The 26,188-nt window shown below is 73.8% G+C and carries 21 protein-coding genes, 1 tRNA gene and 1 pseudogene; 4 read left to right on the forward strand and 19 right to left on the reverse strand.

Annotation, left to right across the window (positions count from 1 at the left end; translation table 11 throughout):
* Window positions 1-159: 159 nt before the first annotated feature.
* A tRNA-Cys gene (locus tag ACNJ93_RS11720) sits at window positions 160-231 on the forward strand.
* 92 nt (window positions 232-323) lie between these two features.
* Complete coding sequence (locus ACNJ93_RS11725; RefSeq protein WP_418957328.1) at window positions 324-704, forward strand: hypothetical protein; 381 nt, start codon at window positions 324-326, stop codon at window positions 702-704.
* A 46-nt stretch (window positions 705-750) separates the two neighbouring features.
* On the opposite strand, the gene ACNJ93_RS11730 is transcribed toward ACNJ93_RS11725, so the two are convergent.
* From ACNJ93_RS11730 to ACNJ93_RS11770, 9 genes and pseudogenes are all read right to left on the reverse strand, one after another.
* Window positions 751-3,066, reverse strand: coding sequence for a xanthine dehydrogenase family protein molybdopterin-binding subunit (locus ACNJ93_RS11730; protein ID WP_418957329.1), 2,316 nt, complete (start codon window positions 3,064-3,066; stop codon window positions 751-753).
* Window positions 3,063-4,523, reverse strand: a complete 1,461-nt coding sequence (locus ACNJ93_RS11735; RefSeq protein WP_418957330.1) for a 2Fe-2S iron-sulfur cluster-binding protein — start codon at window positions 4,521-4,523, stop codon at window positions 3,063-3,065. Before ACNJ93_RS11735 ends, ACNJ93_RS11730 begins: the two co-directional genes overlap by 4 nt.
* Window positions 4,520-5,395 (reverse strand): FAD binding domain-containing protein, encoded by an 876-nt coding sequence (locus tag ACNJ93_RS11740; protein ID WP_418957331.1) that lies wholly within the window; start codon window positions 5,393-5,395, stop codon window positions 4,520-4,522. Before ACNJ93_RS11740 ends, ACNJ93_RS11735 begins: the two co-directional genes overlap by 4 nt.
* 188 nt (window positions 5,396-5,583) lie before the next feature.
* Window positions 5,584-7,215, reverse strand: coding sequence for a beta-N-acetylhexosaminidase (locus ACNJ93_RS11745; protein ID WP_418957332.1), 1,632 nt, complete (start codon window positions 7,213-7,215; stop codon window positions 5,584-5,586).
* A 15-nt stretch (window positions 7,216-7,230) separates the two neighbouring features.
* Window positions 7,231-8,061, reverse strand: a complete 831-nt coding sequence (locus ACNJ93_RS11750; protein WP_418957333.1) for a carbohydrate ABC transporter permease — start codon at window positions 8,059-8,061, stop codon at window positions 7,231-7,233.
* Window positions 8,058-8,933 (reverse strand): annotated as a pseudogene (locus ACNJ93_RS11755) (carbohydrate ABC transporter permease); the annotation flags it as partial. The gene ACNJ93_RS11750 and the pseudogene ACNJ93_RS11755, both read right to left, overlap by 4 nt.
* A gap of 5 nt (window positions 8,934-8,938) precedes the next feature.
* Window positions 8,939-10,243: an extracellular solute-binding protein gene (locus ACNJ93_RS11760; protein WP_418957334.1), complete on the reverse strand. Its 1,305-nt coding sequence runs from the start codon at window positions 10,241-10,243 to the stop codon at window positions 8,939-8,941.
* 225 nt (window positions 10,244-10,468) lie between these two features.
* The gene (locus ACNJ93_RS11765) at window positions 10,469-10,753 is read right to left on the reverse strand and encodes a DUF3039 domain-containing protein (protein WP_418957335.1); all 285 of its coding nucleotides are present in this window, start codon (window positions 10,751-10,753) and stop codon (window positions 10,469-10,471) included.
* 30 nt (window positions 10,754-10,783) lie between these two features.
* A complete protein-coding gene (locus ACNJ93_RS11770) occupies window positions 10,784-11,344 on the reverse strand; it encodes a YqgE/AlgH family protein (protein ID WP_418957336.1) in 561 nt (186 codons plus the stop codon).
* A gap of 298 nt (window positions 11,345-11,642) precedes the next feature.
* Between ACNJ93_RS11770 and murA the strand changes: the two genes are divergently transcribed.
* Entirely contained in the window at window positions 11,643-12,983 is a 1,341-nt protein-coding gene (gene murA, locus ACNJ93_RS11775; RefSeq protein ID WP_418957337.1) for a UDP-N-acetylglucosamine 1-carboxyvinyltransferase, read from the forward strand.
* Window positions 12,984-13,372: 389 nt separating this feature from the next.
* On the opposite strand, the gene ACNJ93_RS11780 is transcribed toward murA, so the two are convergent.
* The 10 genes from ACNJ93_RS11780 to ACNJ93_RS11825 all read right to left on the reverse strand — a co-directional run bounded on the left by ACNJ93_RS11780 (window position 13,373) and on the right by ACNJ93_RS11825 (window position 24,818).
* Complete coding sequence (locus ACNJ93_RS11780; RefSeq protein ID WP_418957338.1) at window positions 13,373-13,654, reverse strand: HU family DNA-binding protein; 282 nt, start codon at window positions 13,652-13,654, stop codon at window positions 13,373-13,375.
* 332 nt (window positions 13,655-13,986) lie between these two features.
* Window positions 13,987-15,423, reverse strand: coding sequence for an NAD-dependent malic enzyme (locus ACNJ93_RS11785; RefSeq protein ID WP_418957339.1), 1,437 nt, complete (start codon window positions 15,421-15,423; stop codon window positions 13,987-13,989).
* A gap of 375 nt (window positions 15,424-15,798) precedes the next feature.
* Window positions 15,799-18,087: a HelD family protein gene (locus tag ACNJ93_RS11790; RefSeq protein ID WP_418957340.1), complete on the reverse strand. Its 2,289-nt coding sequence runs from the start codon at window positions 18,085-18,087 to the stop codon at window positions 15,799-15,801.
* Between the two features lie 98 nt (window positions 18,088-18,185).
* Entirely contained in the window at window positions 18,186-19,073 is an 888-nt protein-coding gene (locus tag ACNJ93_RS11795) for an anti-sigma factor family protein (RefSeq protein WP_418957341.1), read from the reverse strand.
* Window positions 19,070-19,657 carry a sigma-70 family RNA polymerase sigma factor gene (locus ACNJ93_RS11800; RefSeq protein ID WP_418957342.1) on the reverse strand — a complete coding sequence of 196 codons (588 nt, stop codon included), beginning with the start codon at window positions 19,655-19,657 and terminating at the stop codon, window positions 19,070-19,072. Before ACNJ93_RS11800 ends, ACNJ93_RS11795 begins: the two co-directional genes overlap by 4 nt.
* Before the next feature lie 170 nt (window positions 19,658-19,827).
* Window positions 19,828-20,442 carry an ABATE domain-containing protein gene (locus ACNJ93_RS11805; protein ID WP_418957343.1) on the reverse strand — a complete coding sequence of 205 codons (615 nt, stop codon included), beginning with the start codon at window positions 20,440-20,442 and terminating at the stop codon, window positions 19,828-19,830.
* Between the two features lie 80 nt (window positions 20,443-20,522).
* The gene (locus ACNJ93_RS11810) at window positions 20,523-21,032 is read right to left on the reverse strand and encodes a GNAT family N-acetyltransferase (protein WP_418957344.1); all 510 of its coding nucleotides are present in this window, start codon (window positions 21,030-21,032) and stop codon (window positions 20,523-20,525) included.
* A gap of 67 nt (window positions 21,033-21,099) precedes the next feature.
* Window positions 21,100-22,239 (reverse strand): uroporphyrinogen-III synthase, encoded by a 1,140-nt coding sequence (locus tag ACNJ93_RS11815; RefSeq protein ID WP_418957345.1) that lies wholly within the window; start codon window positions 22,237-22,239, stop codon window positions 21,100-21,102.
* A gap of 90 nt (window positions 22,240-22,329) precedes the next feature.
* Complete coding sequence (locus tag ACNJ93_RS11820) at window positions 22,330-23,682, reverse strand: nitrate/nitrite transporter (RefSeq protein WP_418957346.1); 1,353 nt, start codon at window positions 23,680-23,682, stop codon at window positions 22,330-22,332.
* A gap of 167 nt (window positions 23,683-23,849) precedes the next feature.
* Window positions 23,850-24,818, reverse strand: coding sequence for a LysR family transcriptional regulator (locus tag ACNJ93_RS11825; protein ID WP_418957347.1), 969 nt, complete (start codon window positions 24,816-24,818; stop codon window positions 23,850-23,852).
* A 103-nt stretch (window positions 24,819-24,921) separates the two neighbouring features.
* Here ACNJ93_RS11825 and ACNJ93_RS11830 point away from each other — a divergent pair, with 103 nt between their 5' ends.
* A complete protein-coding gene (locus tag ACNJ93_RS11830) occupies window positions 24,922-26,142 on the forward strand; it encodes an MFS transporter (RefSeq protein WP_418961376.1) in 1,221 nt (406 codons plus the stop codon).
* The last annotated feature ends 46 nt before the right edge of the window (window positions 26,143-26,188 follow it).

Genomic DNA, 26,188 nt, shown 5'->3' on the forward strand with positions numbered 1-26,188 from the left:
TTGGGGCCTGTCGCGGGGCCCGGTCCGTCCGGGACCTTGGTCGTACGACCCGGCCGGAACGGCGCGTTCATGAACGGCGTGTGGCAGTCCCGTTGCGGGGTCCGCGCCGCTCTTCCGCGCCCCGCGCCGCCGCCCTAACGTCGTTCCTGTCGCCACCACGACCGTGTGCCCGAGAGGCCCAGGGGCTCGACTGCAACTCGAGTGACGCGGGTTCGAATCCCGCCACGGTCTCCGACGGAGGGCCCGGGGTACACCCCCGGGCCCTCCTCAGTTTCCCCTAAGGATCTTCACAAGGCCCCGTCGGCCGTGCCACAGTCCCGTCCATGACAATCACGGCCGGTCGCAAGCTCGGCGCCCTCGTCGGCGTCGCCCTTGCCGGGGGTTTCCTTCCCGGCATCACCCTCGGTTCCGGCAGCGACGCCTACATGTCGGTGCTGCTGGCGTTCATCGCCGTCGCGGTGCTGACGCAGCTGATCTACGTCGGCCCCTCCGCCCGCATCGGCGGCCTGCCGCTGCTCGCCTTCGCCGCCGTCGGCGTCGTGCAGGACTCGCTCATCTGGTGGCTGCTGTCCTGGGCCGGACCGGCCGCCGGCGCCGAGCTGCGGGTCGACGGCTTCCTCACGATCGTGCTCGCCGGCCTGATCACCCGCGTCGCCATCCTGGGCGTCTCGCTCCTCCTCGGCAACGCGGCCGAGGAGGACTGAGACGGCCGCGCGCGCCGACAGCCGCACGGCCCACCGCCGCGCGGACTCAGCTCGTCGGCGGCGCCGCCACCGCGGCCTGCGGGCGGATGGGCAGCCGGTTCACCGGCCGCCCCGTCGCCGCCCGCACCGCCGAGGCGACCGCCGCCGGCGCCGTCACGACGGGCACCGCGCTCGCGGCCTTCGCGCCGAACGGGGCCACCACATCCCGCTCCTCGATCAGCTTCACGATCCTGATGTCGGGCGCGTCCAGCGCGGTCGGCAGCGCGTACCCCATGAAGTCCGGGTGCCGCACCACCCCGCGCGCCGTCCGCAGGTTCTCCGTGAGCGCCGCGCCCACGCCCTGCGTCACGCCCGCCTCGATCCGGGCCGCGAGCTGCGCCGGGTTCAGGACCCGGCCGACGTCCTGGGCGACGGCCATCTCCACCACCCGCACCGAGCCCAGCTCGATGTCGACGTCCACCACCGCGCGGATCGCGCAGAACGCCAGGCCCACGAACGCGTCGCCCTGGCCCGACTCGTCGAGCGGCTCGGTCGGGTGCGGGCGGCACTGCGCGGTGGCCCACAGCTCCTTGCCGTCCATCGCCTCGGTCACCGTCGTGGACAGCACGCCGTCGTACGAGGTGATCTTGCCGTCGGTGATCTGCAGCAGCTCCGTCGACATGCCGAACTTGTGCGCCAGCGGCTGCAGCAGCTGCGTACGGACCATCTTGGCCGCCCGCTCCACCGCACCGCCCGAGACCCAGGTGTGCCGCCCGTGCGTGGCCGCGCCGGCCGGGGGCTGGTCGGTGTCGACGGAGGCGACGTGCACCTCGTCGACCCCGAGCGTCTCCTGGACGATCTGCCGGGCCAGCGTGCCGAAACCCGAACCGGTGTCCACCGCCGCGCAGATGACGGTCGCGACCCCGTCCTGCACCTTGACCGTGGCCGTCGAGACCTCGTCCGCGCCCTCCGCGCCGAGCATGTGGACCATGCCGAGCGCGTAGCCGACGCCCCGCCGCACCGCGCCCGGCTCGCCCGCGCCCTCCGGGCCGCCGGGCAGCAGCCAGTCCTCCTCGGGGTCGTCCAGCGGCAGCGGCGGCAGCGGGAAGTCCCGTACCGCGCCGAGCAGTTCCGCGACCGGGGCCGGGCAGGTCACCGTCTGGCCGGTGGGCAGCAGATCGCCGGTGGCCAGCACGTTGCGCAGGCGCAGCTCGGCCGGGTCGACGCCGAGCTTCGCGGCCAGCTTGTCCATCTGCGCCTCGTACGCGGCGCACACCTGCATCGCGCCCTCGCCGCGCACATGGCCGGAGGGCGGGTTGTTCGTCCGTACCGCCCAGCCCTCGACGAAGGCGTGCGGCACGACGTACGGGCCGCAGGCGAACGAGACGGCGGCGGCGAGCGATTCGGCGGAGTGGTCCGCGTACGCGCCCGCGTCCAGCAGGATCTGCGCCTCGACCTTCACCAGCCGGCCCTCCGCGTCCGCGTGGTGCCGGTAGCGCAGCAGCGTCGGGTGGCGGTGGGCGTGGCCGAGGAAGGACTCCTCGCGGGTGGCCGTGAGCTTCACCGGGCAGCCGGTGCGCAGCGCGAGCAGGCCCAGCGGGATCTGGAAGCCGGGGTCCTCGCGGTCGCTGGTCGCGCCGGGGACGCCGGTCACGACCACCTTGACCTGCTCGGGGGCGAGCCCGAAGCAGGCCGCGGCGAGGTCGCGGTCGGTGTGCGGGTCGGTGGAGGCGGTGTAGATCTCCACGCCGCCGTCCGGGCGCGGCACGGCCAGGCCGGCCTCGGCGCCGATCGGCGCGGGGTCCTGGCGGCCGATCCGGTACAGGCCCTCGACGATGACCTCGCCGGTGACGTCGGGGTCGCCGTAGCGCAGCGGGATGTGCCGGATCAGGTTGCCGTCGGGGTGCAGCGGGGGCGCGGCGAAGGCCTTCTCCGGGTCGGTGACCGGTTCCAGGACCTCGTACTCGACGGCGATCGCCGCGGCGGCGAGCCGGGCGGTGTCGGGGTGGTCGGCGGCGACGGCCGCGATGGCCTCGCCGTGGTGCCGCACGATGTCGGAGGCGAACACCGGACGGTCGGCGACGGTCCGCCCGTACGCCGGGTCGCCGGGCACGTCGGCGTGCGTGACGACGGCGCGGACGCCGGGCAGTTCGGCGGCGGCCGAGGTGTCGATCGAGACGATCCGGGCGTGCGGGTGCGGGGAGCGCAGGACCGCCGCCCACAGCAGGCCCTCGGCCCACAGGTCGGAGGCGTACGGGAAGGTGCCCTCGGTCTTGGCCCGGGCGTCGGCCGCCGGCACGGAGGCGCCCAGGCCGTTCTCCCTCTCCTCCTGCCGGGGAACCTCGGGCGCCGTGGGAACGGCGGTGGTCGCGTCGCTGCTCACGCCATGCCTCCGTCGAGCGGGTGGGGGATCTGCTGCGGGATGCGCGCCTCGTCGGCGGGTTCGGCGGCCTGTCCGTTCGCGGCGGCGGCCGACCGCTCGGCGACGACCTCCTGGACGGCGTCGAGCACGCCGCGGTAGCCCGAGCAGCGGCACAGGTTGCCGCAGAGGGCCTGGCGGGCCTCCCGCTCGGTGGGCGCGGGGTTGCCCTCCAGCAGGTCGTGGACGGTCATGGCCATGCCGGGGATGCAGTAGCCGCACTGGACCGCGCCGCAGGCGGCCAGGGCCCGCTGCACGTCGGAGGGCTCGCCGTCGACGGCCAGGCCCTCGACGGTCCGCACCTCGCTGCCGGCCGCGGTCGCGGCCGGGACCAGGCAGGAGGCGACCAGCCGGCCGTCGACCTGGACGTTGCACGCGCCGCACTCGCCCTGCGAGCAGCCGTCCTTGGCGCCGGCGAGGCCGAGGCGCTCGCGCAGCACGTAGAGCAGCGACTCGCCGATCCAGGAGCCGGTGACGGGCCGGTCGGCGCCGTTGACGCGCAGCACGTACGAGACGTGCGGGTGGTCCTCGCTGTCGCTGCTGCTGCCGGTGTCGAACACCGGGGCGGGCGGCGGCTCGGGAAGGGCCTCCGGGGGCTCCGGGAGCGCCTCGGGGACCTCCGGGGCCGCGAAGGCCGCCGGAACGGTCCCGTGGGGCTCCTCGGCGGCCGTGGCGGGGGCCACGGGCTCCCCGGCGGCGGGCTCGTCGTGCGGGGGCTCGTGCCCGGGCTCGTGCGGGGCGTCGTGCCCGGCTTGGTGCAGGGCGTCGTGCGAGGCCTGCTCGCCGGCGGGCTCCGGGGCCTGTTCGCCGGCGGCCTCCGGCTCCCGCGCGGTCTGCTGCGCCTCGCCGGACTCCGCCTCCTGCGGCACCGCCCACGGGGCGGGCGCGCCGCCCGGCAGGGTCGCGGGCGCGCTGCTCGCGTACTGGGCCAGCATCGACGTGGTGAACTCGCCGGACTCGTCCGCGCCCTCGGGCGCGGTCGGGATGGTCCACTGCCCCGTCGAGTGGGCCGCGTCGGGGAAGCTCCACTGCCCGGTGGCGTGCGGGTCGTGCCCGCCCTGCGCCTCGGGCACGCCGGAGGCGGCCTGCTGCTCGACGCTCTCGTGCGGCGGCAGGTACTCCGCCTCGGTCGGCTCGTGCACCGCCCAGGTCCCGGTCGCGGCGGGGTCGTTCGCCGCGGCCGGGGTGAGCGGCACGATCATCGGCGGCGGCACGTAGCCGTGGCCGGGGGCCTCCAGCGGCACCGCGCCGAAGTCGAAGTCGGGCGGCAGCTGGACGAAGGCGGTGGCGTCGCTGTCGTAGCCCTCGCTGGGCAGCGGCTGCCAGCCGTGCGCGTGCTCCGGGCCGCCCTGCGCCGGCACCCGGCCCTGTTCCTGCCCCTGCGGGGTCCCGTACAGGTGCTCGTTCTCGTCGGTGCTCACGACAGCGCCCTCCCCAGTGCCCGTCGGGCCAGCGCGGCGACGGTGCGCCGCAGGTGCAGTACGGCGGGCGGCAGCTGCTCGTCGCCCGCCGGGTCCGGGATGCAGGCCGCGGCCACGTACTCGCCGAAGGCCGTCAGCGCCTCCGGGGCGAGCCCGCGGGCGTTGTCCCAGTCGATCAGCGAGGCGATCCAGCGCTCCGCCTCCAGCGGCCGCAGCGGCATCGGCGCGATCGCCCCGACCGCGCAGCGCACCGAGCGGTGCGCCGGGTCGAGCACGACGGCGACCGAGGCGGCGGCGCGGGCCGGGCCGGTGCGGCCGGTGGCCTTGAGGAAGACCTGCGGGGCGTGCAGCAGGGGGACGCGCACGAAGCCGACGAGCTCGCCGGGCGCGAGCAGGTCGCGGCCGGCCAGCAGGTGCGAGACGGGGATCTCGCGGCGGCCCTCGGGGCCGACGACGACGAGGTCCGCCTCCAGGGCGGCCAGGACGGGCAGCGAGTCGCCGGTGGGGGCGGCGGAGACGACGTTGCCGCCGAGGGTGCCGGCGTTGCGGATCTGCGGCGGTCCGGCGGCGCGGGCGGCCGCGGCCAGCGCCGGGATGAGCGCGGCGAAGTCGGGCCGGCCCATCCGGGAGTGGGTGAGACCCGCGCCGAGCAGGGCGTGGCCGTCCTGGTACTGCCAGCCGCGGATCTCGTTGATCCGGCCGAGGCCCACGAGCCCGGCGGGGCGCAGCTGCCCCCGGTTGACGGCCGCCATCAGATCGGTGCCGCCCGCGACGGGCACGGCGGCGGGCATGGCGGTGAGCGCGGCCACGGCCTCGTCGAGCGTGGCCGGCAGCGTCACCGAATGCGCCTGCCGTGGTGCGTGCGTGGTCAACCCGCTGCCCCTTCCCGGTGTCCCCGACTGTCCCCGGTCGTCCCGCCTGTGTGGCCGTACCGTACGTGCTCACAGCCGGGACGTGGCAACTCTGGCACATCTTCCGAGCCGTCCGGCGCGAGGGTCCGCGAAGGGCGGTTCCGTCCCGGACCTCCCGCGACCCGGGATATGGCTGGATTTGTCGGTACTCACACGTTCGTGGGCGAGTCCTCGGCGGGGCGGCCCGGGACGCCGGGGCGGCGCTGCCAGGGGCGGGGGCCGGAAGGAGGCCGGTAGTCGACGCCGAGCGCGTCGAGCCGGGCGTAATGGGCCGCCATGCGCCGCTCGAAACCGGCGAAGTCGCGGTCCGCGGGGGCGGGCAGGGCGGACCAGGCGACCTCGGCGAAGGCGGCGAGCCGGGGGAAGACCTGGTAGTCCACGCGGCCGCGGTCCTGCATGACCTCCGTCCACACGTTGGCCTGGGCGCCCAGGACGTGCGCGGCGGCCGCCTCGGACAGCCCCGGCGGTACGGGCTCGTACCGGTAGACGTCCTCCAGCGTCCGTACGTGCCCGATCGGCATCGGCTCGTCCTCGCCGGGCGCCTGACGGTGGTCCAGGTACACGTCCGGCGACGGGCACATGACGACGTCGTGCCCGGCCTCGGCGGCGGCGATCCCGCCGGCGTGGCCGCGCCAGGAGGAGACCGCGGCCCCCTCGGCGAGCCCGCCCTCCAGGATCTCGTCCCAGCCGATGAGCCGGCGGCCGCGGGCGGCGAGCCAGCGGTCGAAGTGCCGGACGAACCAGGACTGCAGTCCGTCCTCGCCGTCGACCCCCAGCTCCGCGATGCGGGCCTGCGCGGCCGGGGACTTCCGCCACTGGTCCTTGGGGCACTCGTCGCCGCCGACGTGGACGAAGGCCGACGGGAACAGGCCGAGGACCTCCTCGAAGACGCCCTCGTAGAAGCGCAGCACGTGCTCCGTGGGAGCGAGCACGTGCGGGCTCACGCCCCAGTCGTCCCAGACGCCGAGGGCGGAGGTGTCCACGACGTCGGTGTTGCCGAGTTCGGGGTACGCGGCGATGGCGGCCTGCGAGTGGCCCGGGACGTCGATCTCGGGGACGACGGTGATGTGCCGCTCGGCGGCGTACGCGACGATCTCGCGGATGTCGTCGTGCGTGTAGTACCCGCCGTGCGGGGTCTCGTTCCAGTACGGCGAGTCCCGGTGCCCCCACTTGCTCCTCGGCCGCCACGCGCCGACCTCGGTGAGCCGCGGGTGCCGCTCGATCTCGACGCGCCAGCCCTGGTCGTCGGTGAGGTGCAGGTGCAGCACGTTGAGCTTGTGCGCGGCTAGCAGATCGACGTACCGCAGCACGTCGCCCTTCGGCATGAAATGCCGCGCCACATCGAGCAGCACGCCCCGCCAGCGGAAACGGGGGGCGTCGGTGACGACCAGGGCGGGTACGCCCCGGGTCGCCCCGCGCGGGAGGCGGGCGCTGCGGAAGGCGTCCGGGCCCAGCAGCTGACGCAGCGTCTGGACACCCCAGAACACCCCCGCGGGATCGCCGCCCACGATCTCCACGCCGTGCGTGGGGGCCACGGTGAGCCGGTACGCCTCCGGGCCCAGGGTGCCGTCGAGGCGCAGCTCCAGGGCGTTGCCGCCGCCCGGCTCCCGCACCGGCGGGAGCGGCAGCCCGAGGGCCGCGCCCAGCGTGGCGCGCAGGACGCGCGCGGTGGACTCGGTGCCGGGCCCTGCGCACAGCGCCGTGCCCTCGTCGAGGGCGAACCCGCAGCGGTGCGGGCCCTCGACGGCGCGGGGCGCGGGAACGAGGTCCACAAGGTCCATGGGATCGGCCACCCTTCAGTCCTTCACCGCGCCGCCCAGCCCGGAGACCAGGCGGCGTTGGACGAGTACGAAGAAGACGAGCACCGGGATCGTCATCACGGTCGACGCCGCCATGATGCCGCCCCAGTCGTTGTCCTCGGGCTTGAAGAACACCAGCAGCGCCATCGGGAGCGTCGACTGCGAGGTGTCGCTGACGAGGAAGGACTTCGCGAACAGGAAGTCGTTCCAGGTCGAGATGAACGAGAAGACGCTCGTCGCCACCAGCCCCGGGAACACCAGTGGGAACAGGATCGTCCACAGGAACCGCGCCCGGCTCGCGCCGTCCAGCGCGGCCTGTTCCTCCAGCGCCTCCGGCACCGCCTCCACGAAGCCGCGCAGCATCCAGATCGCGAACGGCAGCGAGAACGCCAGGTGCGGCAGGATCAGCGAGCCCAGCGTGTTGAGCTGCCCGAGGTCCCGCATCAGGAAGAACAGCGGGATCGTCAGCGCCTCGACGGGCACGGTCTGCGCGACGAGGAACATGACGAGCAGCGTGGTCCGGAACCGGAAGCGGAATCGTGTGACCGCCGTCGCCGCCAGGAAGGCGATCACCGCGGAGGCGACCACCACCGTCCCCGCGACGACCAGGCTGTTGAGCAGATAGCGGCCGAAATCCTGCTGGGCGAAGACCCGTCGGAACGCGTCCAGGGACGGCGCGAGGGTCCACGGCGGGGCCTCGGCCGACTGGATCTCCCCGGCCGGCCGGAACGCCGAGAGCACCATCCAGTACAGCGGGAACGCGACCACCGCGGCGACGAGCAGCGCGGCCCCCTCGGTGACGAGGCGGCGCGGACGGAACCGGCTCACAGCTCCCCTCCCCGCCGCCGCAGCACCCGCAGGTGCAGAAGCGTCACGCCCAGCAGGATCAGCAGCATCACCACGCCGATCGCCGAGCCGAGGCTGTACTGCGACGAGGCGAACGCCTTCTGGTACGCGTACACGTTGAGCACGAGGTTCTGGCCGGCGATGCCGCCGCCGTTGGTCATCACGTAGATCTGGGTGAACACCTTGAAGTCCCAGATGACCGACTGGATCGTGACGACGAGCAGGATCGGCCGCAGCATCGGCGCGGTGACCGACCGCCAGGTGCGCCACTGCGAGGCCCCGTCGAGCGCCGCGGCCTCCAGGACCTCGCCGGGGACGGCCCTCAGGCCCGCGTAGACGGTGACCATCACGAACGGGAACGAGCACCAGACGACCTCGAACAGGACGAGCGCGAAGGCGCTGTACCGCCCGTACGTCCACGAGAAGTCGCCGAGGCCCAGGAGCCGGTTGACCGGCCCGTGGTCCGGGTCGAAGAGGAAGACCCACACCGTGGAGCCGGTGACGGCCGGCGTCGCCCACGCACCGAGCGCGGCGAGCATCAGCGCCAGCCGCGGCGCGGCCCGTACGCGGGTCAGCAGCACGGCGAGGACGCAGCCGACGGCCAGCGTGGCGAGGACGCAGGCGGCGGCGAACACCACGGTCGCGAGCAGCACCTGCCAGAACTGCGGGTCGGAGAAGAGCGCGACGTAGTTGCCGAGGCCCTGGAAGGAGGTCGGTTCGCCGCCGCTGACCTGGGCCTGGGTGTACTCCAGGAGCGAGATCAGGACGAGTTGCTGGATCGGGTACACCAGCAGCGCGCCGAGCACGGCGAGCGCGGGCAGCAGGTAGAGCCAGGGCGTCCAGCCGGCGCGGGCCGCGGTCATCGGGCCGCCGCGAACGCCGCGTCCATCTTCCTCGCGGCGTCGGACGTGGCCGCGGCCACGTCCTTACGGCCGCTCACGATCTCCTGGAACATCGTCGGCAGCACCTGCTCGGCGTCGATCCGCCCCCAGGCGGGGGTGACGGGCACGAACTTCGCGCCGGCGTCGAGGGAGTCGATGAACGGCTTCACGAAGGGCTGCCGGCGCGCGGCCTCGGCGCGGACGTCGGTGTACGTGGGCAGGAAGCCCATCGCGTCGAACAGCCTGCCCTGGGTCTCCTTGCCGGCCAGCGTCTTCATCAGGTCGACCGCGAGGGTGCGGTGCGCGGTGCTCTTCAGGACGCCGAGGTTGTTGCCGCCCGCGAAGGGCGGGGCGAGGGAGCCGGGGGCGAGGCCGGGCAGCGGGACGACCGCGTACTTCCCCTTGACCGGGCCGGCGTCGACGGCGGCGCGGCTGAAGTCGCCGCCGATGGCCATGGCGGCCTTGCCGGAGGCGAAGGCGGTGACGGTCGCGTTGCCGCCCATGGCGGCGCACTTGGCGGCGGGGCAGTTGTCGTCGCCGAAGAGCGAGGCGTACGCGGCGACGCCCCGGCGCGCGGCCGCGCCGTCGACGGCGGCCTCGTACGAACCGGCCGGACCGGTGGCGAGTTCGCCGCCGTGCGCCCAGACGAAGGGCAGCGCGCCGTAGGTGTACGCGCCGCCGACGGCGAGCCCGTACAGCTCGGGCTTCGCGCGCCGGAGCCGCTTCGCGGTGGCGATCAGCTCGGCCTGCGTGCGGGGCGGGCGGAGGCCGAGTTCGCGGAAGACGTCGGTGCGGTAGTAGAGCGCGCGGACGCCGACGAGGAGGGGCGCACCGTAGACCTTGCCGTCCACGGTGACGGAGGCGCGCGCGGCGGGGTCGGTGTCCTTCGCGTCGGGCCAGGCGGCGAACTCGGCGGTGAGGTCGGCGAGTCCGCCGTCCTTCACGTACGCGGCGGTGTCGGTGTTGCCGTACTCGATGAGGTCGGGGGCGGAGGCGGGGTCGTTGAAGGCGGCGGTGACGCGCTGGGCGCGGGTCTCGACGGGGATGTACTCGACCTCGACGTCCGTGCCCCGGTGGCGGGCCCGGAAGGCGGCGACGGCGGCGTCGACGACCTGCTGTTTCGGCCGGTTGTCGACCTCCCGGAAGAGCCAGACGCGCAGGGTGCCGCTCTTCTCGTCCTTCGCGGCGCCGCCGCCGGAGGTCTGCGGGGCGCAGCCGGCGGCGGCGAGACCGGCGAGCAGCAGGGCGGCGAGCGGGGCGACGATGCGGGCGGAACGCTTCATTCGGGGCTCCCGTGAATCCGCGTTGCAACATACGCAACGAGCGTTTCGTGTTGCACAACACGCGAGAGGTTAGAGCCGGCCCGCACACCCCCACAAGTGGTCTCGACCACTTCCCCGTCACTCCGCCCCACGGCACGGCGGGGCCCCGGCCCCAGGACGCAGCACGGCCCCCGGGCGCGCGCCGCAGCACGCTCCCGGGGGCCGTCCCCGCGTCAGGACCGGTGGTTACTTGTCCTTGCCGCCCTTGTCCTTGTCCCCGCCGGAGCCCATGGACTCGTAGATCTCCTTGCACATCGGACACACCGGGTACTTCTTGGGGTCGCGCCCCGGTACCCAGACCTTGCCGCACAGTGCCACCACGGGAGTGCCGTCGAGGGCACTCGCCATGATCTTGTCCTTCTGGACGTAGTGGGCGTAGCGCTCGTGGTCGCCGTCGCCGTGGGACACCTGCGGCGTCGGCTCTACGAGGGTTCCCGTACCTGTGCCGCGCTCGGGCTCGAGAGTGCTCATGGGTCCCAAGCGTACTGAAACGCGACGGCTTCAGTTCAACGACGGGTCGTCCGGGTACGTGGCGACCATCGCGAGTTCGCCGCGCTGGCGGCGCAGGACCGCGCGCCACAGGGTTTCGGGGCGGGGGGACGAGACGTCGCCGGGTTCGGACTCGACCACGTACCAGGCGCCCTCGGCGAGCTCCCGCTCCAATTGACCGGGGCCCCAGCCCGCGTAGCCGGCGAAGATCCGCAGGGAGCCGAGCGCGGCGGCGAGCAGTTCGGGCGGGGTCTCCAGGTCGACGAGGCCGATCGCCCCGTGCACCCGGCGCCAGCCGAGCGGGCCCTCGTCGCCGGGGATGACCGCGACGCCCAGGGCGGCGTCGAGGGAGACGGGGCCGCCCTGGAAGACGACGCCCGGCTCGCCGGCCAGCGGCGCCCAGGACTCCAGGATGTCACCGACGGTGACGGGGGTCGGGCGGTTCAGGACCACGCCGAGGGAGCCCTCGTCGTCGTGGTCGAGCAGCAGCACGACCGCGCGGTCGAAGTTCGGGTCGGTCAGCGCGGGCGTGGCGACGAGCAGCCGTCCTGTGAGCGAGGACACCTCGGTCATGCGAGACATGATCCCGCATCCGGGGCCGCCGTGGGGACCGGGCGGCCGGACCGATCCGGCCGGCGCGGCGGCGCAGGTGGGGCGCGCGGCGTCCGATGTCCGGTGAGCCACGTGGCAAGAAACGGACGGTGACGCTCCGCAAGCTCGCGGGAGCGGAGGGTGTTGTGCCGAATTCCTTACATCTGCGGGGCCGCCTCGCCCTTACGAAAGGGGGGTGCTCGGCCCTTACCCTTTTCCCTGGCCCTGCCCGACCTCCCCCTCGCACGGCTGTGGGGGACCCCTTCGGAACGCGAGATTCATGACCGGCACAGACGATGTCCTGCTTGTCCACGGCGGCACCCCGCTGGAGGGCGAGATCCGCGTCCGAGGCGCGAAGAACCTCGTGCCCAAGGCGATGGTCGCCGCCCTGCTCGGCGAAGCCCCGAGCCGGCTGCGCAACGTGCCCGACATCCGCGACGTGCGGGTGGTGCGCGGGCTGCTCCAGTTGCACGGGGTGACGGTGCGCCCGGGCGACGAGCCCGGCGAGCTGGTGCTCGACCCGACGCACGTCGAGTCCGCCAACGTGGCCGACATCGATGCCCACGCCGGCTCGTCGCGCATCCCGATCCTGTTCTGCGGCCCGCTGCTGCACCGCCTCGGCCACGCGTTCATCCCCGGCCTGGGCGGCTGCGACATCGGCGGCCGGCCGATCGACTTCCACTTCGACGTGCTGCGGCAGTTCGGCGCGAAGATCGAGAAGCGTGCGGACGGCCAGTACCTGGAGGCCCCGCAGCGGCTGCGCGGCACCAAGATCCGGCTGCCGTACCCGTCGGTCGGCGCGACCGAGCAGGTGCTGCTGACGGCGGTGCTCGCCGAGGGCGTGACCGAGCTGTCGAACGCGGCGATCGAGCCGGAGATCGAGGACCTCATCTGCGTGCTGCAGAAGATGGGCGCGATCATCGCCATCGACACCGACCGGACGATCCGCATCACCGGCGTCGACAAGCTCGGCGGCTACAACCACCAGGCGCTCCCGGACCGCCTGGAGGCGGCCTCCTGGGCGTCCGCGGCACTGGCCACCAACGGCAACATCTACGTGCGCGGCGCGCAGCAGCGCTCGATGATGACCTTCCTGAACACGTACCGGAAGGTCGGCGGCGCGTTCGAGATCGACGACGAGGGCATCCGCTTCTGGCACCCCGGCGGCCAGCTGAAGTCCATCGCCCTGGAGACGGACGTGCACCCCGGCTTCCAGACCGACTGGCAGCAGCCGCTGGTCGTCGCGCTGACGCAGGCGACGGGTCTGTCGATCGTGCACGAGACGGTGTACGAGTCCCGGCTCGGTTTCACCTCGGCGCTGAACCAGATGGGCGCGCACATCCAGCTGTACCGCGAGTGCCTGGGCGGCTCGGACTGCCGCTTCGGCCAGCGCAACTTCCTGCACTCGGCGGTCGTCTCCGGCCCGACGAAGCTCCAGGGCGCGGACCTGGTCATCCCCGACCTCCGCGGCGGCTTCTCGTACCTGATCGCCGCCCTGGCGGCCGAGGGCACCTCGCGCGTCCACGGCATCGAGCTGATCAACCGCGGCTACGAGAACTTCATGGAGAAGCTGGTCGAGCTCGGCGCGAAGGTCGAGCTGCCGGGCAGCGCGCTGGTCTGACGCGCACGAGGCGGCACCGCGGGGCCCCGGGACCCTCTGCTGGGGGTCCGGGGGTGATCCCCCGGAAGAACACAGCATGGAGAAGCTGGTGGAGCTCGGCGCGAAGGTCGAGCTGCCGGGCAGCGCGCTGGTCTGACGCGCACGAGGCGGCACCGCGGGGCCCCGGGACCCTCTGCTGGGGGTCCGGGGGTGATCCCCCGGAAGAACACAGCATGGAGAAGCTGGTCGAGCTCGGCGCAAAGGTCGAGCTGCCGGGCAGCGCGCTGGTGTAGCTCCTCGTCGGCCCCTCAGGGAGTCTGAGGGGCCCTCAGAACGGCGGAGGGCCGGTGTTCACCCCCTGGGGTGGACACCGGCCCTCGTGCGCTTCGTACGGGCGTACGGAGCGGCGCTTACTTGCCCTTGGCGGCTTCCTTGAGCTTCGAGCCCGCGGAGACCTTCACGCTGTAGCCGGCCGGGATGTCGATCGGGTCGCCGGTCTGCGGGTTACGGGCGGTGCGAGCGGCACGGTGGGTGCGCTCGAAGGTCAGAAAGCCGGGGATGGTGACCTTCTCGTCGCCCTTGGCGACGATCTCGCCGGTGATCTCGGCGAAGGCGGCCAGCACGGCGTCGGCGTCCTTGCGGGTCACCTCGGCGCGGTCGGCCAGGGCGGCCACCAGCTCACTGCGGTTCATGTTGTTACTCCCGTGTTCTTCTTGCCTGTGAGGCGGGCCACGCGGCGGAGCCGCATGTTGGGCACAGCGAAGCCGATGCTGCCAGGGCCCTCGGACAGTCCCCGGACCCGGGTCTGTCGCCAGACCCTCGCGCCCGAATAGGCATCCTGCCCCCACCAGCGGCGGGAACGCCAATCCGGCACCCTCCGGGGTCACACGAAAAGCGCCAGAGGCCCTTCGCGGTGACGTTGCGTCGACTCCGCGAAGACGCTGCGGAGCCGAACAGCAACCCTAGAGGCGGGTCCGCGGCGCGGCGACCCGCGACGCGCCGTCAGACCCCCTCGGGCGAGCCGTCAGAGGCCGTTCGACGCCGTGTCGGCCCCGGCGCCCGCGGCGCGGGCCGCGGTGCGCACGGCGCCGGCCACCGCGCCGGCGACCTTGTCGTTGAAGACCGACGGGATGATGTAGTTCGGGTTCAGCTCGTCCTCGGTCACGACGTCCGCGAGGGCGCTCGCCGCGGCGAGCATCATCTCGGTGTTGACGGTGCGCGACTGCGCGTCGAGCAGACCGCGGAAGACGCCCGGGAAGACCAGCACGTTGTTGATCTGGTTCGGGAAGTCGGAGCGGCCGGTGGCCACGACGGCCGCGGTCTGGCGGGCGGCCGCCGGGTCGACCTCCGGGTCCGGGTTCGCGAGCGCGAACACGATCGCGCCGTCCGCCATGGCCGCCACGTCCTCCGCGCCGAGCAGGTTCGGGGCGGAGACGCCGATGAACACGTCGGCGCCGGCGACGGCCTGCTTGAGGGTGCCGGTGACGCCCTCGGGGTTGGTGTTGTCGGCGATCCAGCGCAGCGGCGAGTCGGCCGGCGCGTCGACCAGGTCGGCGCGGCCCGCGTGCACGACGCCGTGGATGTCGGCGACCACCGCGTGCTTGACCCCGGCCGCGATGAGCAGCTTCAGGATGGCCGTACCGGCCGCGCCCGCCCCGGACATGACGACCCGTACGTCGCCGATGCCCTTGCCGACGACCCGCAGCGCGTTGGTCAGCGCGGCGAGCACGACGATGGCGGTGCCGTGCTGGTCGTCGTGGAAGACGGGGATGTCGAGGGCCTCGCGCAGCCGCGCCTCGATCTCGAAGCAGCGGGGCGCGGAGATGTCCTCGAGGTTGATGCCGGCGAAGCCCGGGGCGATGGCTTTCACGATCGCGACGATCTCGTCGGTGTCCTGGGTGTCCAGGCAGATGGGCCAGGCGTCGATGCCGGCGAAGCGCTTGAACAGGGCCGCCTTGCCCTCCATGACCGGCAGCGCGGCCTTGGGGCCGATGTTGCCGAGGCCGAGGACGGCGGAGCCGTCGGTGACCACGGCGACCGAGTTGCGCTTGATGGTGAGGCGGCGGGCGTCCTCGGGGTTCTCGGCGATCGCCATGCAGACCCGGGCGACGCCCGGGGTGTAGATCATCGAGAGGTCGTCACGGTTGCGGATGGGGTGCTTGGACGCCATCTCGATCTTGCCGCCGAGGTGCATGAGGAACGTGCGGTCGGAGACCTTGCCGAGGGTGACGCCCTCGATGTTCCCGAGCTTCGCGACGATCTCGTCGGCGTGGGTGGTGGAGGTCGCCGCGATGGTGACGTCGATGCGCAGCTTCTCGTGGCCGGAAGCGGTCACGTCGAGGCCGGTGACGGAGCCGCCGGAGGACTCGACCGCGGTGGTGAGCTGGGAGACCGCGGTCCCGCTCGCCGGTACCTCAAGACGGACCGTCATCGAGTACGAGACGCTGGGCGCCGTTGCCATGTCCGGGTTCCTCTGCTTTCCCTGGTTTCGTTGCTACGCCGGACCGGGCTGGTTGCCCGGCGGCGCCCTCCGATGGTCGCACCTACCTGCCGGTAGCAGGTAATGCGGTCATTTCGTTTTCGGAAAGTACTTTCCACCATACGAGAACTGGAGGAAGAACAGAAGAAGCCCCCGTCACCAGGGGTGACAGGGGCCTGAACTTTGTGCGTCCGCACAAGACCGTCTGGGTGGCACCGACCCGCCATGCTCGCCTCGCGGCAAGTGGTCCCTCTGAGGGACGAAGGTTGGGCCCGGGGGCTTGGATCGAGCCGGTGCCACACACAGGCTAACAAACCGCCCCCGGAAGTGATTCCTGTACGACGGCCCGTCCTGAAATCAGTCCCGCAGCAGGTCCGGGACGCCGTCCTCGTCGGGTACGTCGCGGGGCCCGGAGACCACCGTGAGCTGCTGCGTCGCCCGGGTGAGCGCCACGTACAGCACCCGCAGGCCGGCCGGCGACTCGTCGGCGATCTCCGCCGGCGAGACGACCACCGTGGCGTCGTACTCCAGGCCCTTGGCCTCCAGGGAGCCCAGCGCCACCACCCGGTCGCCCAGGTCGGCGAGGAGCCGGGCGGCCTGCTCGCGGCGGTGCATCGCCACCACGACGCCGACCGTGCCGTCCACCCGGCCGAGGAGCCGCGCCGCCTCCGCGTGCACGGTTCCGGCCAGGTCGTCGCGCTCGGCCACGGCCACGAAGCGGGGCTCCACGCCCGTCGAGCGGACCGCCCGCGGGGCCTCCTTGCCGGGCATCGCGAGGGCCAGCACCTTGCTCGCCAGCTCGGCGATCTCGGCCGGGTTGCGGTAGTTCACGGTCAGCTCGAAGCGGCGCCGCGGCCGGGTGCCGAGCGCCTCGTCCCGCGCCTCGGCGGCCTCGTCCGGGGCCGACCAGGACGACTGGGCCGGGTCGCCGACGACCGTCCAGGTGGCGTGCCGGCCGCGGCGGCCGATCATCCGCCACTGCATGGGCGTGAGGTCCTGCGCCTCGTCGACGATCACGTGCGCGTACTCGGTGCGCTCCGCGGCCAGCCGCTCGGCCCGCTCCCGCTGGGTCTCCTCGCGCACAGGCATAAGCTCCTCCAGGCCGGTGAGCTGGTCCAGCGGGTCGTACTCGCGCTTCTTCCGCGGCCGGGCCGGGGTCCCGAGCTGGCTGTTCAGCTCGTCGAGCAGGGCCACGTCGTGGACCGAGTACCCCTCCCGGCGCAGCGAGCGGGCCACCCGGCGCACCTCGCCGGGGTTGAGCACCCGGCGGGACCAGCGGGAGAGCCGCTTCTCGTCGGCCATCGCGTCGAGCACCTGGCGGGGGGTGAGTTCCGGCCACCAGGCGTCGAGGAAGCCGAGGAAGGCGTCCTCGGTGGAGACGTCCTCGTCGAAGGAGGAACGCAGCTCGGCGGCGAGCTCGGGGTCGGTGTGACGGGTGCCCGCGCCGGACTTCGCGTACAGGGCGTCGAGCAGCAGCCGGCGGGCCCGGGGGCGCAGCAGGTTGACCGGGGCGGTGCCGCCGAGCACGGTCTCGCGGATCCGCCGCAGCTCGTCGGCCTCCAGCTCCAGGCGGCGGCCGAAGGCGACCACCCGCAGCAGCTGCGGCGCGCCGGGGGTCTCCAGGGCGCCCCGGGCCGCCTTGCGCAGCACCTTGAGCATGCGCGAGGAGCCCTTGACGCGGGCCACGGCCGGCTCGTCGTACGCGGTGGCCTCCACGCCGTCGACGAGCGAGCCGAGGGCGCGGATCGCGACCTGGCCCTCCTCGCCCAGCGAGGGCAGCACGCCCTCGGTGTACGAGACGAGCAGCGGCGTCGGGGAGACGATCAGGATGCCGCCCGCGTACCGCCGCCGGTCCTGGTAGAGCAGGTACGCGGCCCGGTGCAGCGCGACGGCGGTCTTGCCGGTGCCGGGGCCGCCCTCGACGTACGTGACGGAGGCGGCGGGCGCGCGGATGACGAGGTCCTGCTCGGCCTGGATGCTGGAGACGATGTCCCGCATGGTGTGGCTGCGGGCCTGGCCGAGCGCGGCCATCAGCGCGCCGTCGCCGATCGCGGGCAGCTCCTCGCCGTTCAGGTAGGCGGTCAGCTCCGGGCGCATCAGGTCGTCCTCGACGCCGAGGACCCGGCGGCCCTTGGAGCGGATGACCCGGCGGCGCACCACCCGGCCGGGGTCGACCGGGGTGGAGCGGTAGAAGGGGGCGGCGGCCGGGGCGCGCCAGTCGATGACCAGCGGGGCGTACTCCTCGTCGAGGACGCCGATCCGGCCGATGTGCAGGGTCTCGCCGATGTCGGCGGTGTTGTCGGGCCGGATCGCGTCCTCGGCCGGTTCGACGGAGGTGTACGCGCCGTCCGGGCCCTTCTTGCCGTCCTTGCCGTCCAGCAGGTCGATCCGGCCGAAGAGGAAGTCCTCGAACTCGTTGTTGAGCCGGTTGAGGTGGACGCCGGCGCGGAACACCTGCGCGTCGCGCTCGGCGAGCGCGCCGGGCGTGCCGACGTGGCCGCGCTGGGCGGCGTCGTGCATCAGGAACTCCGCCTCGTGGATCTTCTCCTCGAGACGCCGGTACACCCGGTCCAGGTGTTCCTGTTCGACACCGATCTCTCGGTCCCGGACGGTGTCGACCACACCGTCGGCTTCCTGCGCGGCCACCGGGGCCCCCTTCTCAACGTGCACTGGGCAGCCGTCGAGCGTACGCCACGGGGGCCGGTCGTGTCAGGCGTGATCCCCCCGGGCGGGGCGGCGGATCATCAGGCGTCGACCTCCACGAGGCGGTCGCCGTCGAAGGTCCTGACCTCGAAGCGGTCGATGTCGGCCCGGTCCATGGCCGATCCGCCGTGCACGTACAGCGGGTTCCGGCCGGCCTCGTTCGGACTGTCGGGGATGCCGTAGCCCCACTTCGGGACGGCCCAGGAGGTGACGATCTCCTCCTCCCCCGTCTTGGAGACGGCGACCAGGGTGCACTTCAGGGGGCCCTTGACGTTCTTCAGCTCCAGGACGGCGTGGGTGCCCCAGCCCTTCTTCTCCATGCCGACGGTGGCGCTGACCTTGGTGATCGCGTCGGTGGCGGCGATCTTCTCCTCCATGTGGTGGAAGAAGGCGTCCTCGGCCGGGCTGGTGGGGTGCGGGTCGGCGGCGACGTCGTTCGTGCCGCCGCCGGAGGTGGCGACGACGGCGACGGCGGGCCCGCCGATGATCAGCGCGGCGGCCGCGGCGATCAGGTAGTGGGTGCGGCGGCGGCGCCGGGCGCGCCGGGCGCCGACCTCGTCCACGAGCCGGTCGAGCAGTTCGGGGCGGGGCGCGACGGGCGGTTCGACGGCGGCCGGGCGCGGGGGCGCGGGCCGGGGCGCGGGCGGGCGCGGGGCGAAGGCGTCGAAGGCGTCCTCCGCGTACGGGTCGACGGGGCCGCCCGTGCGGGGTTCGGGGACGGCGGCGGGGCCGGGGCCCTCGGCGAGCATCGCGAGCATCGGTTCGAGCCCGGCGAACTCCTCCAGATGCTCCGCGCAGCGCGCGCAGCCGGCGAGATGGGCCTCGAAGGCGGTGGCGTCCGCCTCGTCGAGCACGCCGAGCACGTACGCGCCGACGGCGTCGTGCGGCGATGCGCGGTCGTACGCCGGTCCGCTGTCGTGCGCGGTCATACCGACACCCCCCTCTCCTCCAGCGCGAGCTTCATCGAACGCAGTGCGTAGAACACCCGGGACCGGACGGTCCCGCTGGGTATGCCGAGCGTTTCGGCCGCCTCGTTGACGGTACGCCCCTTGAAGTACGTCTCGACCAAGACTTCCCGGTGGGCCGGGGTCAAATCGTCGAGGGCGTCGGAGAGGGTCATGAGCCAGAGCGCCTTGTCGATCTCGTCCTCCGCGGGCATGACCTCCAGCGGCGACGCGTCGACCTCCTGCGGCCGGGCCTGCCGGCTGCGGTGGCCGTCGATGACGATGCGCCGGGCGACCGTCACCAGCCAGGGTCTGACGGAACCGGTGGCCTGGCCCAGGCTGCCGGCGTTCTTCCAGGCACGGATGAGCGTCTCCTGCACGACGTCCTCGGCGCGCTGGCGGTCGCCGGCGACGAGGCGCAGCACGTAGGCGAGCAGCGGTCCGGCGTGCTCCCGGTACAGCGCCCGCATCAACTCCTCGTCGGGGACGGAGGATTTGAGGCGTGCGGGGCTGCCTCGGTGCCGGGCCCGGTGCGGACGGTCATCGGCCACGGCGGCATCCTTGCGCACGCTGAACCTCCCGGTCGAGACCTCGTCGGACTGTTGTCCTCCTCCGATACGGGCCGGACCGGGGCGGTGTTCAACGGGCGGCGGATTTTCTCGGGAAGCGGTCGGGGACAGGCCGGTCGGGGCGGACGCGGTGACGGACGGGCGCGGGGGTCGGTCGGGGGCGTTCGCGGTCACGTACGGGGGCGTTCGCGGGAGCGGCGGCGGTGGCGGGCGACGCGTTCGCGGTTGCCGCACAGCTCGCTGGAGCACCAGCGCCGGCGGCGTCCGCGGGAGGTGTCGAGGTAGCAGCGGTGGCAGTCGGCGCTCTCGCACTGGCGCAGCAGGGTACGGGCGACGGGGTCGGTGAGCAGGTCGACCGCGTCGCGGGCGACGGCGGCGAGCAGGGCGCGGCACTCGGGCGCGGCGCTCAACTCACGGACCAGGCCGCCGGTCTCGGTGCGGACGGCGCGGGGCGCGGGCGGGGCGGCGGCCGCGGCGAGGGCGTTGAGCCGGTCGAGGGCGGCCGGGTCGGGGCCGCGGCCGTGCAGCTGGGCGCGGACCAACGCGCCGACGCAGTCGCCGAGTTCGCGGAAGCGGGCGACCCAGCGGGCGTCCAGGGCGGGCAATGGGGTGGTGCCGGGGACCAGCCCGGCGGTGTGCAGCCAGCGGTCGAGGGCGTCGGCACGGTCGGGCGGCTGGGCGGCGAGGTCGAGACAGATCCGCCCGGCGTCGATGCGTCCGGCCCGCGCGGGCGGGGTTCCGGACGGCGGGGTCTCGCTCCGTGCTGCCGGGACGCGTAGGGACATGACCCTGTCACCACCTCGCGTGCGGGGGACGGTCGGTGTGCGGTGCCGCCCCCCAGAGTGCCCACGCGGGGCGGAAGGGACTAGCCCCGCGGCGGAGGATCGTCGTGGAGGATCCGCTGGAACAGGTGGTGGTCCCGCCACTCCCCGTCGATGTGCAGGTAGCGCGGGGCGGTGCCGATGTGCGCGAACCCCGTCTTGGCGAGGACCCGTTGGGAGGCGTGGTTGTCGAGCAGGGTGGACGCCTCGACGCGGTGCAGCCCCAGCTCCTCGCGGGCGGCCCGGCACACCTCCTCGGTGAGCCGGGTGGCCAGGCCCTGCCCCGTGTACGCGGCGTCCACCCAGTACCCGAGCGAGGCGCTGCGGAAGGGGCCGAGCACGATCCCGGAGAGCGTCGCCAGGGCGACGAGCGTGTCCCCGTCGGCGGCGACCCACCGCCGCCCGCCGTCCGCGAGCCGCTCCGCCTGCCCCTCGGCGGTGTAGTACCGCTCCGTCCGCCACGGCTCGAAGGGACGCAGCGACTCCCGGTTGCGCACGAGCGCGGCGGCGAGGGCGGGGGCGTCGGACGGGACGGCGGGCCGGATCGAGATCATTCGACCACCCTAGGGGCCCGGGGCCCCGGCGTGATCGACGAGACACCCTAGAGGGTGCCCAACCGGCTCACCCGTCCCCGTACTTGGTCTCCGCCGCCTGGTCCACGGCGAGCCGGTAGCCGCGTTTGACGACCGTCTGGATCAGCTTCGGCGCGCCGAGCGCGGTGCGCAGCCGGGCCATCGCCGTCTCCACCGCGTGCTCGTCCCGGCCCGCGCCGGGCAGCGCGCGCAGCAGGTCCGCGCGGGAGACCACCCAGCCGGGCTTCCGGACCAGGGCGGCCAGCAGTGCCATGCCCGCCGGCGGCACCGGCCGCAGGACGCCGTCGACGAGCACCGCGTGCCCGCGGATCTCGATGCTGCGGCCGGCCACCGGGAACGTCCGGGCCCGGGCCGGCAGCTCCCGGCAGAGCAGCTGCACCAGCGGCCCCAGCCGGAACCGCTCCGGCTGGAGCGTCTCGATGCCCCGCGCCTGCAGCGGCAGCGCCGTCACCGGCCCCACGCACACCGCCAGCACCTCGTGCCGCAGCGCCCCGAGCAGTTCGGGCAGCACCCCGCGGTCCTCCGCCCGGGTCAGCAGCGAGGCCGCCGCCGGCGCGCTGGTGAACGTCACCGCGTCCAGCGCCCCGGCCAGCGCCTGGTCGAGCAGCCGGTCCAGCGGCGCGAGGTCCTCCGGCGGCATCCACCGGTACACCGGCACCCCGACGACCTCCGCACCGGCCGCCGTCAGCGCCTCCACGAACCCCGGCAGCGGCTCCCCGTGCAGCTGCAGGGCGATCCGGCGGCCCGCCACGCCCTCGGCGAGCAGCCGTTCCAGGACCTCCGCCATGGACTCCGAGGAGGGCGACCACTCCTCCGTGAGCCCGGCGGCCCGTACCGCGCCCTTGACCTTCGGCCCACGGGCCAGCAGTTCCACGCCGCGCAGGCAGGCGAGGAGCTCCTCCCCGCACCCCCAGCCCTCGGCGGCCTCGATCCAGCCGCGGAAGCCGATCGCCGTGGTGGCGACGACGACGTCCGGGGCGTCGGAGATCAGCTCCTTCGTCGCGGCGAGGAGCTCGGTGTCGTCGGCGAGGGGGACGATCCGCAGCGCCGGCCCGTGCACCACGGCCGCGCCGCGGCGGCGCAGCAGCGCGGCCAGCTCGTCCGCGCGCCGCGCCGCCGTGACGCCGACGGTGAACCCCGCGAGGGGCCCCTGCTCTTGCTCGTACATGGGAACCGAGCCTGACGGCAGCTCGTGACAGTCTCGGTTCCGCTGTATTTCCCGGTCGTTACGGGCCACTGTGTCACCGGCCACGGTGGCTCACACCTCGGCGTATCCGCGCTGCGGCTCGGTCGTGGCGGCCTCCGCGGTGTCGGGCACGCCGACGGTCCCGCGAAGGTATACCGCCCAGGTGACGAGGATGCACGCAGCGTAGAAGGCCAGGAAGGCGACGAAGGCCTGGGTGCCGGTGCCCGCCGTCTGGAAGGACTGCCGGAAGGCCAGGTTGATGCCGAGCCCGCCGACCGCGCCGACCGCGCCGATCAGGCCCATGGAGGCCCCGGAGAGCCGGCGGCCGTACGCCTCCGCCTCCTCGCCGGCCAGGCCCTTGCGGTGGCCCTGCGCCAGGAAGATCGCCGGGATCATCTTGTACGTGGAGCCGTTGCCGAGGCCGCTGAGGACGAAGAGTCCGATGAAGCCGACGAGGAAGACGGTCAGCGACTCGATCACCGAGGCGTACACGACGACCCCGGTCGCCGCGGCCATCGCGACGAAGGTCCACACCGTGATCCGCGCGCCGCCGTACCGGTCCGCCAGCGAGCCGCCGACCGGGCGGATCAGCGAGCCGAGCAGCGGGCCGATGAAGGTCAGCGAGGCGGCCTGCAGCGGGGTCCGGCCGAACTGCGTCTGGAGCACCAGGCCGAAGGCGAAGCTGTAGCCGATGAAGGAGCCGAAGGTGCCGATGTACAGGAACGCCATGATCCAGGTGTGCCGGGCCTGCACGGCTTCCTTGACCGCGCCGGTGTCGTTCTTCACCGGGGCCAGGTTGTCCATGAAGAGCGCCGAGCAGACCGCGGCCACGACGATCAGCGGGAGGTACACGCCGAGCACGATCCGCGGGTGCGCCGCCCCGGCCGTGCCGATGACCAGCAGGCCGACGAGCTGGACGACCGGTACGCCGATGTTGCCGCCGCCGGCGTTGAGGCCGAGCGCCCAGCCCTTCTTCCGGAGCGGGAAGAAGGCGTTGATGTTGGTCATCGAGGAGGCGAAGTTGCCGCCGCCGACGCCGGTGAGCGCGGCCACCAGGAGGAACGTCCCGTACGAGGTCCCCGGCTCCATCACCGCGAACGCGAGGCCGGTCGGCAGGAGCAGCAGCACGGCGCTGACGACGGTCCAGTTCCGGCCGCCGAAGCGGGCGACGGCGAAGGTGTACGGGATGCGGACCACCGCGCCGACGAGGGTGGCGGTGGCGATGAGGAAGAACTTGCCGGCCGGGTCGATCCCGTACTCCGGTCCCATGAAGAGGACCATGACCGACCAGAGGCTCCAGATCGAGAAGCCGACGTGCTCGGAGAACACGGAGAAGAACAGGTTCCGCCTGGCGATCCGCTCCCCCTGCTCATTCCAGAAGGTCTCGTCCTCGGGTTCCCAGCGTTCGATCCACCTGCCGGCCATCTCCCACCTCCGTGTCGCGTCCCCAACGTGCTCCCGACGCTAGGCAGGGCGCGTTTCAGGCCGATGCCGTGAGGTGACGGGTACGGAACCTTGCTCTCACCGGGGTGCGGCGGGCCGTGTGAGCCGCCGCGTGACGGTGAGCCGCGCCGTCACGGCGGGCCGCCACGTCATGCCCCCGTAAGGCCCGGCTCCCCCTCCGGGAGCCACGACCCGGGCGGCCGTACGAGCCAGCCCTCCCGGTCGGCGAGCTCGGCCGCCGCCCGGCGCAACGCGTCCAGGCCGGGGTGCCGCAGCCCCTTGCGCCACACCAGCGAGACCGGGGAGAGGGGGACGGGCGCGGTCAGCGGCCGCTGCACGGTGCCGGGCATCGGCGGGAAACCGACCACGGCCAGCACCGGCACCCGGTGCCGGTCCATCAGCCGCCGGAACTCCTCCTTGCCGACCGCGAGCGGCGCGGGCGGCGCGATGGCGATGCCCCGCCCGGCGAACAGCCGCGCCGCCAGGTCGGTCCACTCGGGGGTGCGCTCGTTGCCCGCGCCCGCGTAGATCCGCTCGCCGGCGAGCGCGTCGAGCGGCACCTCGGGCACTCCGGCGAGCGGATGGTCCTCCGGCAGGATCACCGCCATCGGCTCGTACCGGACGAGCTGCGCGCCGAGCCGGGCGCGGGTGGCCGCCGGCAGGCCGCCGTACCGGCCGAAGGAGACGTCGAGCCCGCCGGCCGTGATCTGGGCCGCGGCGCCGGTGAGCCCGCTCTCGTAGCGGGCCATCAGCTCCTGGTCCGGGGCGAGCTCGCGGGCGCGGGCGAGGACGCGGGAGGTGGTGGCCAGTTCCGGGCTGTTCAGGTCGACGAGCAGCGGACGGGCGGCGGCCCGGAAGGCGTCGGCGAGCGCGTCGTGCGCGGCGAGCACCTGCCGGGCGTACGGCAGCAGCCGCTCGCCGTCAGGGGTGAGGGTGACCTGCCGGGTGGTACGGACGAACAGCTCCGCGCCCAGCTCGCGCTCCAGCCGCCGGATGTCCCGGCTGAGGGCCTGCTGCGCGACGTACAGCCGGGCGGCGGCACGGGTGAAGTGCAGTTCGTCGGCGACGGCGGTGAAGGCGCGCAGCAGTCGCGGGTCGAGATCGGTCGAGGAGGTCACGCGGCATTTAACAACGCAGGTGCGTGAATGGCCATCGGTTAGGTGTTGGACCGGCCCGGCCCCCTGCCGCGAACCTTGATCCATGCCTGAGACGACCCTGACCATGACCCCGCACGGCCCCGCCCTCGCCCCCCGCTACCGCGAGGCGGCCCCGGCGCGCCGCCGGCGCGGCAGCGCGTACGCCCGGCTGTTCACCCTGCCGGGCACGAAGGCGTTCACCGCGGGCAATCTGGTCGCGCGGCTGCCGATGGGCATGTTCAGCGTCTCAGCGGTGATCATGATCGCCACCGGGTACGGCTCGTACGCGCTGGCCGGCGCGGTGACCGCCACCGGACTCGCGGCGACGGCGGTCGTCGCACCGTGGACGGCCCGGCTCGTCGACCGGTACGGACAGGCCCGGGTCGCGGTCCCGGCCACGGCCCTGGCCGTGCTCGGCCAGCTGGCCCTGCTGCTCTGCGTCCACTTCGGCGCACCGGCCTGGACGCTGTTCGTCAGCTACGCGGCGACCGCTACCGCCCCCAACACCGGCGGCATGTCGCGGGCCCGCTGGGCGCACCTGTACCGGGACGACCCGGCGGCCCGGCACACCGCGAACGCCTTCGAGCAGGCGGTGGACGAGCTGTGCTTCATGATCGGGCCGGTGCTGGCCGCGTTCCTGTGCTCGGCGCTGTTCCCGGAGGCGGGCACGCTGGCCGGCGCGGTGCTCTTCCTCGGCGGGGTGCTGGCGTTCGCCGCGCAGCGGTCGACGGAGCCCCCGGTGGCCCCGCGGACCTCAGCGGGTTCGCCGCTGCGCGCGCCGGGCATGGCGCCGCTGCTCGCGGTCTTCCTGGCGACGGGCGCGGTGTTCGGCGCGATGGAGGTCGTGACGCTGGCGTACGTGGACGGCCCCGCGGCCGGCCCGGTCCTGGCCCTCCAGGCGGCGGGCTCGTGCGCGGCGGGCCTGGCGTACGGGCGGGTCCGCCGCGCGGCGGGCCTGGCGGGCTGCCTGGCGGCGATGGCGGCCCTGATGACGCTGCCGCTGCTCGCGGCCACCACCGGCTCGCTGCCGGCCCTGGCGGGCGCGCTGCTGGTGGCGGGCATGGCGACGGCCCCGACGATGGTCACGGGCATGGGCCTGGTCCAGCGGCTGACCCCGCCGGCGCAGCTGAACGAGGGCATGACGCTGGCGGTGACCGCCCTGCTCGGCGGCATCGCGGCCGGCTCGGCGACGGGCGGCTGGGCGGCGGAGCACGCCCCGACGGCCGCGTACGGCTACCTCGCCCCTCCGGCGGCGGCGGGCCTGGCGCTGGTGGTGTGCGTGGCGTGGGTACGCAGGCGGGCATGACAAAGGCCCGGTGGTCGTGAGACCACCGGGCCCTTGCCCACATGGG

Origin of the sequence: Streptomyces tritici, assembly GCF_048500665.1 — a bacterium.
Taxonomy (GTDB): domain Bacteria; phylum Actinomycetota; class Actinomycetes; order Streptomycetales; family Streptomycetaceae; genus Streptomyces; species Streptomyces tritici.

Bases quoted from the DNA above. Each gene is read 5' to 3' on its own strand.
- ACNJ93_RS11725 (WP_418957328.1), top strand. From the start codon at position 324: ATGACAATCACGGCCGGTCGCAAGCTCGGCGCCCTCGTCGGCGTCGCC.
- ACNJ93_RS11745 (WP_418957332.1), bottom strand. From the start codon at position 7,215: ATGGACCTTGTGGACCTCGTTCCCGCGCCCCGCGCCGTCGAGGGCCCG.
- ACNJ93_RS11760 (WP_418957334.1), bottom strand. From the start codon at position 10,243: ATGAAGCGTTCCGCCCGCATCGTCGCCCCGCTCGCCGCCCTGCTGCTC.
- ACNJ93_RS11765 (WP_418957335.1), bottom strand. From the start codon at position 10,753: ATGAGCACTCTCGAGCCCGAGCGCGGCACAGGTACGGGAACCCTCGTA.
- ACNJ93_RS11770 (WP_418957336.1), bottom strand. From the start codon at position 11,344: ATGACCGAGGTGTCCTCGCTCACAGGACGGCTGCTCGTCGCCACGCCC.
- murA (WP_418957337.1), top strand. From the start codon at position 11,643: ATGACCGGCACAGACGATGTCCTGCTTGTCCACGGCGGCACCCCGCTG.
- ACNJ93_RS11780 (WP_418957338.1), bottom strand. From the start codon at position 13,654: ATGAACCGCAGTGAGCTGGTGGCCGCCCTGGCCGACCGCGCCGAGGTG.
- ACNJ93_RS11785 (WP_418957339.1), bottom strand. From the start codon at position 15,423: ATGGCAACGGCGCCCAGCGTCTCGTACTCGATGACGGTCCGTCTTGAG.
- ACNJ93_RS11795 (WP_418957341.1), bottom strand. From the start codon at position 19,073: ATGACCGCGCACGACAGCGGACCGGCGTACGACCGCGCATCGCCGCAC.
- ACNJ93_RS11805 (WP_418957343.1), bottom strand. From the start codon at position 20,442: ATGTCCCTACGCGTCCCGGCAGCACGGAGCGAGACCCCGCCGTCCGGA.
- ACNJ93_RS11810 (WP_418957344.1), bottom strand. From the start codon at position 21,032: ATGATCTCGATCCGGCCCGCCGTCCCGTCCGACGCCCCCGCCCTCGCC.
- ACNJ93_RS11815 (WP_418957345.1), bottom strand. From the start codon at position 22,239: ATGTACGAGCAAGAGCAGGGGCCCCTCGCGGGGTTCACCGTCGGCGTC.
- ACNJ93_RS11820 (WP_418957346.1), bottom strand. From the start codon at position 23,682: ATGGCCGGCAGGTGGATCGAACGCTGGGAACCCGAGGACGAGACCTTC.
- ACNJ93_RS11830 (WP_418961376.1), top strand. From the start codon at position 24,922: ATGACCCCGCACGGCCCCGCCCTCGCCCCCCGCTACCGCGAGGCGGCC.